Below are 12,227 nucleotides of genomic sequence, written 5' to 3' on the forward strand. Positions count from 1 at the left end.
AAGGGAAGTAGCGATGAACGCCCAGAACGACGCGACGGTCGAGGCCCTGCCTACGGCTTACGCGCGGGCTCGCTTCGTCCGGGACTCGCCGACCAAGGTGCGCCGGGTGATCGAGCTCATCAAGGGACGTAGCGCCGCCGACGCCTTGGCCGTGCTCCGGTTCGCCCCCCAGGCGGCCAGCGAGCCGGTCGCGAAGGTGCTCGCCAGCGCCGTGGCCAACGCCGAGAACAACCTTCAGCTGGACCCGGAGACGCTCTGGGTCAAGAACGCGTACGCCGACGAGGGCCCCACCCTCAAGCGCATCCGCCCGCGGGCCCAGGGCCGCGCGTACCGGATCCGCAAGCGGACCAGCCACATCACCGTCGAGGTGGAGTCGCGTCCGGCCGTCGCGCAGAAGGCTCAGAGCAAGAAGAAGGCAGGTGGCCGGTAGTGGGCCAGAAGATCAACCCGCACGGTTTCCGCCTGGGTATCACCACGGACTGGAAGTCGCGCTGGTACGCCGACAAGCAGTACGCCGAGTACGTGGCCGAGGACGTCAAGATCCGCAAGCTCCTCGCCACCGGCATGGAGCGCGCGGGCATCTCCAAGGTCGAGATCGAGCGCACCCGTGACCGCGTCCGCGTGGACATCCACACCGCCCGGCCGGGCATCGTCATCGGCCGCCGCGGCGCGGAGGCCGACCGGATCCGCGGCGCGCTGGAGAAGCTGACCAAGAAGCAGGTCCAGCTGAACATCCTCGAGGTCAAGAACCCCGAGGCCGACGCCCAGCTGGTCGCCCAGGCGGTCGCGGAGCAGCTCTCCAACCGCGTGGCGTTCCGCCGCGCGATGCGGAAGGCGATCCAGACCTCCATGCGCTCGCCGCAGGTCAAGGGCATCCGCGTGCAGTGCGGCGGTCGTCTCGGCGGTGCCGAGATGTCCCGCTCCGAGCACTACCGCGATGGCCGCGTCCCGCTGCACACGCTGCGCGCCGACATCGACTACGGCTTCTTCGAGGCCAAGACGACGTTCGGCCGCATCGGCGTCAAGGTGTGGATCTACAAGGGTGAGCTCGTCGGTGGCCTGAAGGCCCGCGAAGCCCGTGACGCCGCCGAGCGCGCGCCGCGTCGCGACCGCAGCGACCGGCCGTCCCGTCCGCGTCGTTCCGGCGCCTCGGGCACGACCGCCACCTCGACCGAAGCCGGTCGTGCGGCCGCTGCCGCCACGACCGAGGCCCCGGCGGCCCCGGCCACTGAGACCGCAGAAAAGACGGAGGGCTGAGACGTGCTCATCCCGCGCAGGGTCAAGCACCGGAAGCAGCACTCCCCGAAGCGCCACGGCGCCGCCAAGGGTGGCACGAAGGTCAGCTTCGGCGAGTACGGCATCCAGGCGCTTGAGCACAGCTACGTGACGAACCGGCAGATCGAGTCCGCTCGTATCGCCATGACCCGTCACATCAAGCGTGGTGGCAAGGTGTGGACGACCATCTACCCGGACCGCCCGCTGACCAAGAAGCCGGCCGAGACCCGGATGGGTTCCGGTAAGGGTTCGCCCGAGTGGTGGATCGCCAACGTGAAGCCGGGCCGCGTGATGTTCGAGATCTCGTTCCCGAACGAGGAGACGGCTCGCGAGGCGCTGCGCCGCGCGATCCACAAGCTGCCCATGAAGTGCCGCATCGTGACCCGTGAAGGTGGTGAGTTCTGATGGCTAACGCAGGTGCTCAGGCATCGGAGCTGCGTGAGCTCACCGCGGAAGAGCTCGTCCTGCGTCTGAAGGAGTACAAGGAGGAGCTCTTCAACCTCCGCTTCCAGATGGCGACCGGGCAGCTCGACAACAACCGCCGTCTGCGCACCGTCCGCACGGACATCGCGCGGATCTACACGGTCATGCGCGAGCGCGAACTCGGCCTGTCCGTTGCCCCCGACGCCGAGAGTGAAGGTGCCGCATGAGCGAGCCCACCACCGAGACGCCGGCCCGGAACGACCGCAAGGTCCGCGAGGGCTACGTCGTCTCGGACAAGATGAACAAGACGATCGTGGTCGAGCTCGAGGACCGCAAGAAGCACCCCCGTTACTCGAAGGTCGTCCGCACCACCTCCAAGGTGAAGGTGCACGACGAGAACAACGAGGCGGGCGTGGGCGACCGGGTCACCCTGATGGAGACCCGCCCGCTGTCGGCATCGAAGCGGTGGCGCCTGGTGCAGATCGTGGAGAAGGCCAAGTAAGCAGGGCTCTTTAAGAGTTCTTAGTTCCGCAAGGCTCGCGGGTCCCCCGCGAGAACCGGCGCGACATACAGGAGTAGACGTGATCCAGCAGGAGTCGCGGCTTCGGGTAGCCGACAACACGGGTGCGAAGGAAATCCTCTGCATCCGGGTTCTCGGTGGCTCCGGGCGGCGCTACGCCGGCATCGGCGACATCATCGTCGCCACCGTGAAGGACGCCATCCCGGCCGCCGGGGTGAAGAAGGGCGACGTCGTCAAGGCCGTCATCGTCCGCACGGTCAAGGAGCGCCGTCGTCCGGACGGTTCCTACATCCGGTTCGACGAGAACGCCGCCGTGCTCATCAAGAACGACAACGAGCCCCGCGGCACCCGCATCTTCGGCCCGGTGGGCCGCGAGCTGCGCGACCGAAAGTTCATGAAGATCATTTCGCTCGCGCCGGAGGTGCTGTGATGAAGGTGAAGAAGGGCGACACGGTCGTCGTCATCGCCGGCAAGGACAAGGGCGCCAAGGGCAAGGTCATCCAGGCTTACCCCGAGCGCGAGCGCGTGCTGGTCGAAGGCGTGAACCGGATCAAGAAGCACACGCGGATCAGCCAGACCCAGCGCGGTGCGCAGTCCGGCGGCATCGTCACGCAGGAGGCGCCCATCCACGTCTCGAACGTGATGGTCGTCGACTCGGACGGCAAGCCGGCCCGGGTGGGTTACCGCATCGGCGAGGACGGCAAGAAGGTCCGGATCTCGCGCCGGAACGGTAAGGACATCTGATGACCACCGCAGAGAAGATCGCGCCGCGCCTCAAGGTGCGTTACCGCGACGAGATCAAGGGCCAGCTGCAGGCGGAGTTCTCCTTCACTAACGTCCACCAGATCCCGGGCGTGGTGAAGGTCGTCGTGAACATGGGCGTCGGCGACGCCGCCCGCGACAGCAAGCTGATCGAGGGCGCGGTCCGCGACCTCGCCTCGATCACCGGCCAGAAGCCCGAGGTCCGGAAGGCCCGCAAGTCCATCGCGCAGTTCAAGCTGCGTGAGGGCCAGCCGATCGGCGCGCGCGTCACGCTGCGCGGCGACCGGATGTGGGAGTTCCTCGACCGGCTGCTGACCATCGCGCTGCCGCGTATCCGCGACTTCCGCGGGCTTTCGCCGAAGCAGTTCGACGGCCACGGCAACTACACGTTCGGTCTCAACGAGCAGTCGATGTTCCACGAGATCGACCCCGACTCCATCGACCGCCCCCGCGGCATGGACGTCACCGTCGTCACGACCGCCACGAACGACGACGAGGGCCGGGCGCTGCTGCGCAAGCTCGGCTTCCCGTTCAAGGAGAACTGAGCCGATGGCCAAGAAAGCACTGGTCCACAAGGCCGCGAAGAAGCCGAAGTTCGCCGTGCGCGCCTACACCCGCTGCCAGCGGTGCGGCCGCCCGCACGCCGTGTTCCGCAAGTTCGGGCTCTGCCGGATCTGCCTTCGCGAGATGGCACACGCGGGCGAGCTGCCCGGCGTCCGCAAGTCCAGCTGGTAAGAGCTTCTATTTAACTCCACTTCGCCACAGGCCCCGCCCCTCTGTTTGGGGCGGGGAACCAGGCGAGAAAGGTTGACAGGTCACCATGACGATGACCGACCCCATCGCAGACTTCTTGACGCGTCTGCGTAACGCGAACTCGGCGTACCACGACGAGGTCAAGCTCCCGCACTCGAAGCTCAAGGCGAACATCGCCGAGATCCTCAAGCGCGAGGGTTACATCGCGGGTTACCACGACGAGCCGGGCGAGAAGCACAAGAACCTCGTCGTCGAGCTCAAGTACGGCCCCAACCGTGAGCGGAGCATCGCCGGCCTCCGGCGCGTCTCCAAGCCCGGTCTGCGGGTCTACGCAAAATCGACCGAACTGCCGTCGGTTCTCGGCGGCCTGGGCATCGCGATCATTTCGACGTCCGGTGGCCTGCAGACGGACCGGCAGGCCAAGCGCAACAGCGTGGGCGGCGAAGTCCTCGCCTACGTCTGGTAAGGGAAGGGGTAAAGGCATGTCACGCATCGGAAAGCTGCCGGTCGCCGTCCCTTCCGGGGTCGAGGTGACCATCGACGGTCAGCACATCAAGGTCAAGGGGCCCAAGGGCACCCTGGAGCACACCGTCGCGGAGCCGATCACCGTCGAGCGCGACGAGGACGGCACGCTGCTGGTGAAGCGCCCGGACGACGAGCGCAACTCGAAGGCGCTGCACGGGCTCACCCGCACGCTGGTGAACAACCTCGTCGTCGGCGTCACCGCCGGCTACGAGAAGAAGATGGAAATCCACGGCGTGGGTTACCGCGTGCAGGCCAAGGGCTCGGACCTCGAGTTCGCCCTCGGTTACTCGCACCCGGTCAAGATCGAGGCCCCGGAGGGCATCACCTTCAAGGTGGAGACCCCGACCCGGTTCTCGGTCTCGGGCATCGACAAGCAGAAGGTCGGCCAGATCTCGGCCGTCATCCGCAAGCTGCGTCGCCCGGACCCGTACAAGGGCAAGGGCCTGCGCTACGAGGGTGAGAAGATCCGCCGCAAGGTCGGAAAGACGGGTAAGTGATCATGAGCGACACGACTACGAAGCGCAAGCCGGTGGGCAAGGACATCTCGACCCGCCGCCGCGTCGCGAAGGCCCGTCGGCACTTCCGGCTCCGCAAGAAGGTCTCGGGCACCGAGCAGCGTCCGCGCCTGGTCGTCAAGCGGTCCTCGCGGCACATCGCCGTGCAGGTGATCGACGACCTCGCCGGCCGCACGCTGGTGTCGGCGTCCACCCTCGAGGCGGACATCCGGTCGGCCGACGGCGACAAGAAGGCGAAGGCCGCCAAGGTCGGCGCCCTCGTCGCCGAGCGGGCCAAGAACGCCGGGATCTCGGCTGTGGTGTTCGACCGTGGGGGCAACGCCTACCACGGCCGCATCGCCGCGCTCGCCGACGCCGCCCGTGAGGCGGGGTTGGAGTTCTGACGATGCAGAAGCTTGTTAACGGAAGGAAAGCCTGATGCCGGGACGTACACGGCAATTCGGCGGCGGCCAGGGTGGACCCGGCGGGCAGGGCGGCAACGACCGCGGTGACCGTCGCGACCGCCGCGACCGGCGCGACAGCGGCCGTGGCGGGGCGGCCCAGGACAAGACCCCGCACCTCGAGAAGGTCGTGACGATCAACCGCGTCGCCAAGGTCGTCAAGGGTGGTCGTCGCTTCAGCTTCACCGCCCTGGTGGTCGTCGGCGACGGCGACGGTCAGGTCGGCGTCGGCTACGGCAAGGCCAAGGAAGTTCCCGCGGCCATCGCCAAGGGCGTCGAGGAAGCGAAGAAGAACTTCTTCCGCGTCCCGCGCGTCGGCGGCACCATCCCGCACCCGATCCAGGGTGAGGAAGCCGCCGGTGTCGTGCTGCTCCGCCCGGCTTCCGCCGGTACCGGTGTCATCGCCGGTGGCCCGGTGCGCGCGGTGCTGGAGTGCGCGGGTGTCCACGACGTGCTGTCGAAGTCGCTCGGCTCCGACAACGCGATCAACATCGTGCACGCGACCGTGGCGGCCCTGAAGGGTCTGCAGCGTCCCGAAGAGGTGGCGGCCCGCCGTGGCCTGCCGCTCGAGGACGTCGCTCCGGCCCGGATGCTGCGCCAGCGTGCCGGCCAGGGGGTCTGACATGGCTCAGCTCAAGGTCACGCAGGTCAAGAGCAAGATCGGCACGAAGCACGCTCACCGCGAGTCGCTGCGCACCCTCGGGCTGCGCAAGATCCGCCAGAGCGTCGTGCGTGAAGACACCCCCCAGGTGCGCGGCCTGATCCACACCGTCCGCCACCTGGTGGAGGTCGAGGAGGTCAAGGCATGACGGCCATCAAGATCCACCACCTGCGTCCGGCTCCGGGCGCCAAGCGCGACAAGATCCGCGTGGGCCGTGGTGAGGGTTCGAAGGGCAAGACGGCCGGTCGCGGTACGAAGGGCACCAAGGCCCGGAAGAACGTGCCGGCCCGGTTCGAGGGTGGGCAGATGCCCATCCAGATGCGGCTCCCGAAGCTGCGCGGCTTCAAGAACCGCTTCCGCACCGAGTACCAGCCGGTGAACGTGGGCGACATCGCCCGCGTCTTCCCGGACGGCGGCACCATCGGTGCCGAGGAGCTCGTCAAGGGCGGTCTGGTCCGCAAGGGCAAGCTGGTGAAGGTCCTCGGCAACGGCGACGTGAACGGCGTCAAGCTGAACGTCACCGCCGACGCGTTCTCCGGCTCCGCCAAGGAGAAGCTCGAAGCGGCCGGTGGCTCCGCCACCACCAACTGAGGTTGCTCGTCCGAAGGCCCGTCTGGCTCCGCCAGGCGGGCCTTCGGCGTGCTTGCCCCTTGTGACGGCGGCGGGCCCGGAGAAGTATCGGACGAATGGGACTCGCCGCTCGTCGTTTCCTCGTGCCGGTGCTCGCCACGCTCGCGGTCGCCCTGGCGGTGACGGGGACGTTCCTGCCGCTGTTCCGGAACGAGCAGCCGTTCACCTCCGGCACGGTGCGCACGGTCGTCGGTGCCTGGCGGACCCACGTCACGCTTCCGGGCCGGGACGAGATCAGCGGACCGTCGGCCCCGCTGGGCGCAGCGTTGCTCGTGGGCGCCGCAATCCTGCTGGCGGCGGCGATCCTCGGCTTCCGCCGCCCCGGTCCGGCAGCGAGCCGGACGACCTTGGCCGGAGCGGCGTTCCTGCTCGGCGCGGTCGGCACGGTCGGGACACTGGGCGTGCAGTGGCTGTACGACCCAGGACGAACCGGTCCGGGACTGTCTCTCGAGCCCGGGTTGTGGCTGCTCATCGCGGCAGCGCTGACGGCAATGGCGGCAGCGGCCCTGAGCCTGCGCGAGCCGGCGCCCGGCCGTCCGGAGTGGGCGGACCCGGCGGTGGCGTACGCGGACACGACGACACCGCCGTCAGGGGTGGCGATCACCGTGTTGCCGCCCGAGCGGGAGTGAACGGCCGGATTCCTTGCCGCGACGGGAGTCCGGACGGAGGATTGAAGGGGTGGACAGACCGTCGCAGGAGCCCGTTCCCCAGCCCGCACCCCCGACCGAAGCCGCCGAGGCCGCCGAGTCGCCGTTGAGCTTCCCGGTGGAAGCACCGAGGCCGGCCGGCCCCGAGCCGGGCGCGGGCGCGGATCCACTGGCGTTCCCCGCGGCGGCCAAGCCGCACACCGAACCACCGCTCTTCCCGGCCGAGACGACGGCCACGCCGCCCACCGAACCGCCGCTCTTCCCGGCCGAGACGACGGCCAAGCCGCCCACCGAACCGCCGCTCTTCCCGGCCGAGACGACGGCCAAGCCGCCCACCGAACCGCCGCTCTTCCCGGCCGAGACGACGGCCAAGCCGCCCACCGAACCGCCGCTCTTCCCGGCCGAGACGACGGCCAAGCCGCCCACCGAACCGCCGCTCTTCCCGGCCGAGACGACGGCCAAGCCGCCCACCGAACCGCCGCTCTTCCCGGCCGAGACGACCGCCCAGCCGCCGTCCTCGACGCCGTGGCCCTTCCCGGTCGCCGAACTGCCGGGTCCCGCCGCCGTGCCCCCACCCGTTCCGGTGGCCGCACCCGCACCCGCACCCGAGCCCGCCCCGGCGCCCGCGGTGCCCTGGCTGTTCCGCCTCGGCCCGCCGGTGCTGGCCGCCGTCGCCGCCCTGCTGGCCGTCGGGGGCCTCTTCCTGCCCCTCTTCCAGGTGGCCCAGGAGCTCGACTTCCGCCAGGGGTTCCTCGACGCCCGGCTGACCGTCACCCAGACCGCGTGGGGCCACCGCGTCGAGGTCTCCGGGCAGGGGGTCATCGAACGCACGGGCGCGCCCGTGGGGATCCTGGTGATCGTCGCGGTCGTCGTGCTGGCCGTCGCGGCGTTCGCGGCCTCCTCCCGGCCGAACCGCGGCCTCACCCGGTGGCTGCTCTCGACCGGTGCGGCTTTCACGGCCGGCGTCGTCGCCACCGTCGGGTTGGGCGGGTTCGAGCTGGAAGCCATGGTCGGCGGCCAGGGAAAGCTGGAGGCCACCACCGGGCCCGGCATGTGGCTGCTGGCCGCGGCCACCGTACTGGCCGCCGTCGCCGCGGTACTGGGCCACCTGCCGCTCCGGAAACCCGCCGGGAGTCCCGGCTGGGCCGATCCGGCCGTCGCCTACGCCGACACCCCGACGCCGCCCTCCGGCGTCGCCATCACCGTCCTGCCGCCGAGCGAGCAGGCGGAACCCGGAGACCCCCGGCTACGGTGAACACGTGTGGGTCTTCTTCGGCGCCTCCGTGCTCCTCGCGCTTACGCCCGGCGCGAACAACCTCCTCGGCCTCCACCACGGCATGACGCACGGTGTTCGCCACGGCCTCGCCGGGCTGGGTGGCCGGCTGGCCGCCTTCACCCTGCTGATCGCCGCCGTCGCGGCCGGGCTGGGGCAGCTGCTGGCCGCCTCGGAGACCGCGCTGACGATCATCAAGTGGGCCGGCGCCGCCTACCTCCTCTACCTCGGCCTCCGCCTGCTCTGGTCCACCTTCTGGGGCGGAAATCCCACCAAAGAGCTGCCCACGGCCCCCACCTCGGCCTGGCGCGTCAGCCGCAAGGAGTTCGGCGTCGCCCTCACCAACCCGAAGGCGATCCTGATCTTCACGGCCTTCGTCCCGCAGTTCATCGACGCAGGTCACGGCTCCTTTCCGGCGCAGATCGCGTTGCTCGGCGCGGTCTACCTGGTGGCCGAGTTCCTGGCCGGCTCGGTCTACGTCGTCGCCGGCGCCGCGGTCAGGACGATCCGGCTGTCCCGGAAGGCCCGCCGCAACGTCGACCGGGGGACCGGCGTGGTCCTCGTCGGCCTGGCCGGCGTGCTCGCGACGTCGAACGCTTGATCCACAACGTGTCAAGGAATACGGCCAAGACGGCGATGTGGATCAACCCGCCGGAGCAACCTTGGTACGGAAAACGCACACGGACTGCGGACACGCCCTGTGAAGCTGTTAGAGTCGGCGACACGCTTCGGGACGAGTGTGCCCCGAAGCGTTCCTGGCTTGCGTGCCAGTAGTGCTGTGTGTTCCCGCCGGCCCCGTGCCGGCCAAGCCGATCGTCGGTTAGGACAGCCGACGACGCCGAGGAGGTCCCCCGCGTGCTCAGCGCCTTCCGCTCGGCTCTCGCGACGCCGGATCTACGCAAGAAGATCCTGTTCACGCTAGCCATCGTCGCGGTTTACCGAATCGGTGCGACCATTCCGGCGCCCGGCATCTCGTACGGTGCCGTACAGGCCTGTAGCTCCCAGGCGCAGCAGGAGGGCGTCTACCAGCTGCTGAACCTGTTCAGCGGTGGTGCGCTGCTGCAGCTGTCGCTCTTCTCGACCGGCATCATGCCGTACATCACGGCGAGCATCATCATCCAGCTGCTCACCGTGGTCATCCCGCGGTTCGAGGAGCTGAAGAAGGAAGGGCAGTCCGGCCAGGGCAAGCTGACCCAGTACACCCGGTACCTGACGATCGCCCTGGCGATCCTGCAGGCCACCGGCGTGGTCGCGCTCGCGGACCGCAAGCAGCTCTTCCCCGACTGCGACCAGCCGATCATCCCGGACAACAGCGTCTACTCGCTGGCGATCATCGTCATCACCATGACCGCGGGCACCGCCGTCATGATGTGGCTGGGCGAGCTGATCACCGAGCGCGGCATCGGCAACGGCATGTCCGTCCTGATCTTCCTGAACATCGCGGCGCGCATCCCGGTCGAGGGCGGCAACATCCTCAGCAACGCGGGTGGCATCGGCCTGGCGATGGTCTGCGTCTTCGGCCTGGTGATCATCGCCAGCGTCATCTTCGTCGAGCAGGGGCAGCGCCGGATCCCGGTGCAGTACGCCAAGCGCATGATCGGCCGCCGGATGTACGGCGGCACGTCGACCTACCTGCCGATCAAGGTCAACCAGGCCGGCGTCATCCCGGTCATCTTCGCGTCGTCCCTGCTGTACCTGCCGGACCTGATCAGCCGCCTCGTCGGCAACGCGAACGCCGACTCCGGCTGGCAGGTCTTCATCACGAACTACATCGTGAACCAGTCCAGCTGGGTGCACATCGCGCTGTACTTCGGCCTGATCATCTTCTTCACGTACTTCTACATCACGATCACGTTCAATGTGGACGAGCGTGCGGAGGAGATGAAGAAGTTCGGTGGCTTCATCCCGGGCATCCGCCCCGGCCGCCCGACCGCCGAGTACCTGAGCTTCGTGCTCGGCCGGATCACCCTGCCGGGCTCGCTGTACCTGGGCATCATCGCGATCCTCCCGAACTTCTTCCTGTCTCTGACCGGTAGCGGGAACAACCAGAACTTCCCGTTCGGTGGCACGGCTGTGCTGATCATGGTCGGTGTCGGCCTCGACACCGTGAAGCAGATCGAAAGCCAGCTGATGCAGCGCAACTACGAAGGGTTCTTGAAGTGACGCGCCTGGTTCTCGTCGGCCCGCCCGGTGCGGGCAAGGGCACGCAGGCGGTGGCCCTGTCCGAGCAGCTGCGCATCCCGCACATCTCCACGGGCGACCTGTTCCGCGCGCACGTCGGCCAGGAGACCCCGCTCGGCCAGGAGGCGAAGCGCTACCTGGACTCGGGCGAGCTCGTGCCCGACTCGGTGACCAACGAAATGGTGCGCGAGCGGCTCGCCGAGCCGGACGCCAAGGTCGGATTCCTGCTCGACGGCTTCCCGCGCAACACCAAGCAGGCCGAGGTCCTCGGCGAGATCCTGAGCGACTCCGACGTCTCGCTCGACGCGGTGATCCAGCTCCAGGTCCCGGAGGACGTCGTCGTCGCGCGGCTCATGTCGCGCGGCCGGGCGGACGACACCGAAGAGGTCATCCGCCGCCGTCAGCAGATCTACGTGTCGGACACCGCGCCGCTGCTGGAGTACTACGCCGACATCCTGGTGACCGTCGACGGCGTCGGCAGTGTCGAGGAGATCTCCGGCCGGGTGCTGAAAGCGCTGCGCGACCGCACGTGAACCTCGGAGGATTGCGTGTTCTGCAAGTGCTCCGCCGTGGGCGCATGATCGAAGTCAAGACCCCGGACGAGCTGCAGGCGATGCGGGCTGCGGGCCTCGTCGTCGCCCGCACGCTCGCGGCGGTCCGCGCGGCGGCGAAGCCGGGCGTCAGCACCGCCGAGCTCGACGAGCTGGCCGAGCAGACGATCCGGGACGCCGGCGCGGTGCCGTCGTTCAAGGGCTACCACGGTTTCCCGGCGTCGATCTGCGCCTCGGTCAACGAGCAGATCGTCCACGGCATCCCGGCGAAGACCCAGGTGCTGGCCGACGGCGACATCATCTCCGTCGACTGCGGTGCCATCCTCGACGGCTGGCACGGCGACTCCGCCGTCACGCTCGCCATCGGCCAGGTCTCCGACGCCGACCTCGCGCTGTCCGCGGCGACCGAGGCGGCGATGTGGGCCGGCATCGAGGCGGTCACCGCCGGCGGCCGGCTCACCGACATCTCCTACGCCGTGCAGTCCGCCGCCGAGCGCGCGGGCCGCGACGACGGCATCGAGTACGGGATGATCGTCGAGTACGGCGGCCACGGCATCGGCCGCCAGATGCACATGGACCCGTTCCTGCCGAACGTCGGCAAGCCCGGCAAGGGCCCGCGGCTCAAGCCCGGCATGGCGCTGGCGATCGAGCCGATGCTGACCGGCGGCGGCGGCGAAACCCGCGAGCTGGACGACGGCTGGACGGTCGTGACGGCCGACGGCTCCCGCGCGGCCCACTGGGAGCACACCGTCGCCATCACCGAAGACGGCCCCTGGGTGCTCACGGCCCCGGAAGACTCCTGACCTGCGATTTCACCCGTTCGAGGTGATCGCCATCACGTCCACCTGCACGGCCCTTTAGCATGGTCACCCCCGGTTTGGGGGTCGCGACACGACATGCGTACACTGTCAAGTCGGCGCACTTATCGCGCCCGGATCCTGCGCGCTCGTGAATTCACGGTCTAGGGAGCCGGGCACCAGTGTGCCACGCAACACCCCAACCCGGCACTAGTGCTCGGATTGATCATGGTGTGGCGACAGACGCTTGCTGACAAGGCAGGGTTCGACCAAG

Annotated in this window: 21 protein-coding genes; all 21 read left to right on the plus strand. The window is 68.9% G+C overall.

From position 1 onward, the window contains the following. Window positions 1-13: 13 nt before the first annotated feature. The 21 genes from rplV (at window position 14) to map (ending at window position 11,959) form a co-directional block, all read left to right on the plus strand. The gene (rplV, locus tag I4Q55_RS12605) at window positions 14-430 is read left to right on the plus strand and encodes a 50S ribosomal protein L22 (RefSeq protein ID WP_125306112.1); all 417 of its coding nucleotides are present in this window, start codon (window positions 14-16) and stop codon (window positions 428-430) included. Next, window positions 430-1,257 carry a 30S ribosomal protein S3 gene (gene rpsC, locus I4Q55_RS12610; protein ID WP_206787555.1) on the plus strand — a complete coding sequence of 276 codons (828 nt, stop codon included), beginning with the start codon at window positions 430-432 and terminating at the stop codon, window positions 1,255-1,257. Before rplV ends, rpsC begins: the two co-directional genes overlap by 1 nt. A 3-nt stretch (window positions 1,258-1,260) precedes the next feature. After that, window positions 1,261-1,680, plus strand: a complete 420-nt coding sequence (gene rplP / locus I4Q55_RS12615; protein WP_004558864.1) for a 50S ribosomal protein L16 — start codon at window positions 1,261-1,263, stop codon at window positions 1,678-1,680. Further along, window positions 1,680-1,925, plus strand: coding sequence for a 50S ribosomal protein L29 (gene rpmC / locus I4Q55_RS12620; protein WP_191316653.1), 246 nt, complete (start codon window positions 1,680-1,682; stop codon window positions 1,923-1,925). Before rplP ends, rpmC begins: the two co-directional genes overlap by 1 nt. Next, window positions 1,922-2,200, plus strand: coding sequence for a 30S ribosomal protein S17 (gene rpsQ, locus I4Q55_RS12625; protein ID WP_004558866.1), 279 nt, complete (start codon window positions 1,922-1,924; stop codon window positions 2,198-2,200). Before rpmC ends, rpsQ begins: the two co-directional genes overlap by 4 nt. A 79-nt stretch (window positions 2,201-2,279) precedes the next feature. Continuing rightward, window positions 2,280-2,648: a 50S ribosomal protein L14 gene (rplN, locus tag I4Q55_RS12630; protein WP_004558867.1), complete on the plus strand. Its 369-nt coding sequence runs from the start codon at window positions 2,280-2,282 to the stop codon at window positions 2,646-2,648. Next, window positions 2,648-2,962 carry a 50S ribosomal protein L24 gene (rplX, locus tag I4Q55_RS12635; protein ID WP_013222610.1) on the plus strand — a complete coding sequence of 105 codons (315 nt, stop codon included), beginning with the start codon at window positions 2,648-2,650 and terminating at the stop codon, window positions 2,960-2,962. Before rplN ends, rplX begins: the two co-directional genes overlap by 1 nt. Continuing rightward, window positions 2,962-3,525 (plus strand): 50S ribosomal protein L5, encoded by a 564-nt coding sequence (gene rplE / locus I4Q55_RS12640; protein WP_206787557.1) that lies wholly within the window; start codon window positions 2,962-2,964, stop codon window positions 3,523-3,525. Before rplX ends, rplE begins: the two co-directional genes overlap by 1 nt. Before the next feature lie 4 nt (window positions 3,526-3,529). Then, a complete protein-coding gene (locus I4Q55_RS12645; protein ID WP_004558870.1) occupies window positions 3,530-3,715 on the plus strand; it encodes a type Z 30S ribosomal protein S14 in 186 nt (61 codons plus the stop codon). 85 nt (window positions 3,716-3,800) lie between these two features. Beyond that, window positions 3,801-4,199 carry a 30S ribosomal protein S8 gene (rpsH, locus tag I4Q55_RS12650; protein ID WP_004558871.1) on the plus strand — a complete coding sequence of 133 codons (399 nt, stop codon included), beginning with the start codon at window positions 3,801-3,803 and terminating at the stop codon, window positions 4,197-4,199. Window positions 4,200-4,215: 16 nt separating this feature from the next. Continuing rightward, window positions 4,216-4,755, plus strand: a complete 540-nt coding sequence (gene rplF, locus I4Q55_RS12655; protein WP_206787567.1) for a 50S ribosomal protein L6 — start codon at window positions 4,216-4,218, stop codon at window positions 4,753-4,755. Window positions 4,756-4,757: 2 nt separating this feature from the next. Continuing rightward, on the plus strand, window positions 4,758-5,156 hold the full coding sequence (rplR, locus tag I4Q55_RS12660) for a 50S ribosomal protein L18 (protein WP_206787569.1): 399 nt from the start codon (window positions 4,758-4,760) through the stop codon (window positions 5,154-5,156). A gap of 34 nt (window positions 5,157-5,190) precedes the next feature. Then, complete coding sequence (gene rpsE, locus I4Q55_RS12665; RefSeq protein WP_004558874.1) at window positions 5,191-5,835, plus strand: 30S ribosomal protein S5; 645 nt, start codon at window positions 5,191-5,193, stop codon at window positions 5,833-5,835. A 1-nt stretch (window position 5,836) separates the two neighbouring features. Beyond that, window positions 5,837-6,022 carry a 50S ribosomal protein L30 gene (rpmD, locus tag I4Q55_RS12670; protein ID WP_033291195.1) on the plus strand — a complete coding sequence of 62 codons (186 nt, stop codon included), beginning with the start codon at window positions 5,837-5,839 and terminating at the stop codon, window positions 6,020-6,022. Continuing rightward, window positions 6,019-6,465, plus strand: coding sequence for a 50S ribosomal protein L15 (gene rplO, locus I4Q55_RS12675; protein ID WP_043781950.1), 447 nt, complete (start codon window positions 6,019-6,021; stop codon window positions 6,463-6,465). Before rpmD ends, rplO begins: the two co-directional genes overlap by 4 nt. A gap of 95 nt (window positions 6,466-6,560) precedes the next feature. Beyond that, complete coding sequence (locus tag I4Q55_RS12680; RefSeq protein WP_206787571.1) at window positions 6,561-7,133, plus strand: hypothetical protein; 573 nt, start codon at window positions 6,561-6,563, stop codon at window positions 7,131-7,133. A 49-nt stretch (window positions 7,134-7,182) separates the two neighbouring features. After that, window positions 7,183-8,406: a hypothetical protein gene (locus I4Q55_RS49130; RefSeq protein ID WP_242545871.1), complete on the plus strand. Its 1,224-nt coding sequence runs from the start codon at window positions 7,183-7,185 to the stop codon at window positions 8,404-8,406. A gap of 4 nt (window positions 8,407-8,410) precedes the next feature. Further along, on the plus strand, window positions 8,411-9,025 hold the full coding sequence (locus tag I4Q55_RS12690) for a LysE family translocator (protein ID WP_206787573.1): 615 nt from the start codon (window positions 8,411-8,413) through the stop codon (window positions 9,023-9,025). A gap of 254 nt (window positions 9,026-9,279) precedes the next feature. Continuing rightward, entirely contained in the window at window positions 9,280-10,587 is a 1,308-nt protein-coding gene (secY, locus tag I4Q55_RS12695; RefSeq protein WP_091304682.1) for a preprotein translocase subunit SecY, read from the plus strand. Beyond that, a complete protein-coding gene (locus tag I4Q55_RS12700) occupies window positions 10,584-11,138 on the plus strand; it encodes an adenylate kinase (protein ID WP_206787575.1) in 555 nt (184 codons plus the stop codon). Before secY ends, I4Q55_RS12700 begins: the two co-directional genes overlap by 4 nt. Before the next feature lie 44 nt (window positions 11,139-11,182). Further along, window positions 11,183-11,959: a type I methionyl aminopeptidase gene (gene map, locus I4Q55_RS12705; RefSeq protein WP_206787583.1), complete on the plus strand. Its 777-nt coding sequence runs from the start codon at window positions 11,183-11,185 to the stop codon at window positions 11,957-11,959. Window positions 11,960-12,227: the final 268 nt, after the last annotated feature.

Source organism: Amycolatopsis sp. MtRt-6 (genome assembly GCF_017308975.1).
GTDB lineage: Bacteria > Actinomycetota > Actinomycetes > Mycobacteriales > Pseudonocardiaceae > Amycolatopsis.

What these genes read in the sequence shown, in the direction of transcription:
- rpsE (WP_004558874.1), top strand. Translation starts at nt 5,191, where the DNA reads ATGCCGGGACGTACACGGCAATTCGGCGGCGGCCAGGGTGGACCCGGC.
- rplE (WP_206787557.1), top strand. Translation starts at nt 2,962, where the DNA reads ATGACCACCGCAGAGAAGATCGCGCCGCGCCTCAAGGTGCGTTACCGC.
- rplF (WP_206787567.1), top strand. Translation starts at nt 4,216, where the DNA reads ATGTCACGCATCGGAAAGCTGCCGGTCGCCGTCCCTTCCGGGGTCGAG.
- rplX (WP_013222610.1), top strand. Translation starts at nt 2,648, where the DNA reads ATGAAGGTGAAGAAGGGCGACACGGTCGTCGTCATCGCCGGCAAGGAC.
- rpsH (WP_004558871.1), top strand. Translation starts at nt 3,801, where the DNA reads ATGACGATGACCGACCCCATCGCAGACTTCTTGACGCGTCTGCGTAAC.
- map (WP_206787583.1), top strand. Translation starts at nt 11,183, where the DNA reads ATGATCGAAGTCAAGACCCCGGACGAGCTGCAGGCGATGCGGGCTGCG.
- I4Q55_RS12680 (WP_206787571.1), top strand. Translation starts at nt 6,561, where the DNA reads ATGGGACTCGCCGCTCGTCGTTTCCTCGTGCCGGTGCTCGCCACGCTC.
- rplO (WP_043781950.1), top strand. Translation starts at nt 6,019, where the DNA reads ATGACGGCCATCAAGATCCACCACCTGCGTCCGGCTCCGGGCGCCAAG.
- rpmD (WP_033291195.1), top strand. Translation starts at nt 5,837, where the DNA reads ATGGCTCAGCTCAAGGTCACGCAGGTCAAGAGCAAGATCGGCACGAAG.
- rplV (WP_125306112.1), top strand. Translation starts at nt 14, where the DNA reads ATGAACGCCCAGAACGACGCGACGGTCGAGGCCCTGCCTACGGCTTAC.
- rplR (WP_206787569.1), top strand. Translation starts at nt 4,758, where the DNA reads ATGAGCGACACGACTACGAAGCGCAAGCCGGTGGGCAAGGACATCTCG.
- rpmC (WP_191316653.1), top strand. Translation starts at nt 1,680, where the DNA reads ATGGCTAACGCAGGTGCTCAGGCATCGGAGCTGCGTGAGCTCACCGCG.
- rpsQ (WP_004558866.1), top strand. Translation starts at nt 1,922, where the DNA reads ATGAGCGAGCCCACCACCGAGACGCCGGCCCGGAACGACCGCAAGGTC.
- I4Q55_RS12645 (WP_004558870.1), top strand. Translation starts at nt 3,530, where the DNA reads ATGGCCAAGAAAGCACTGGTCCACAAGGCCGCGAAGAAGCCGAAGTTC.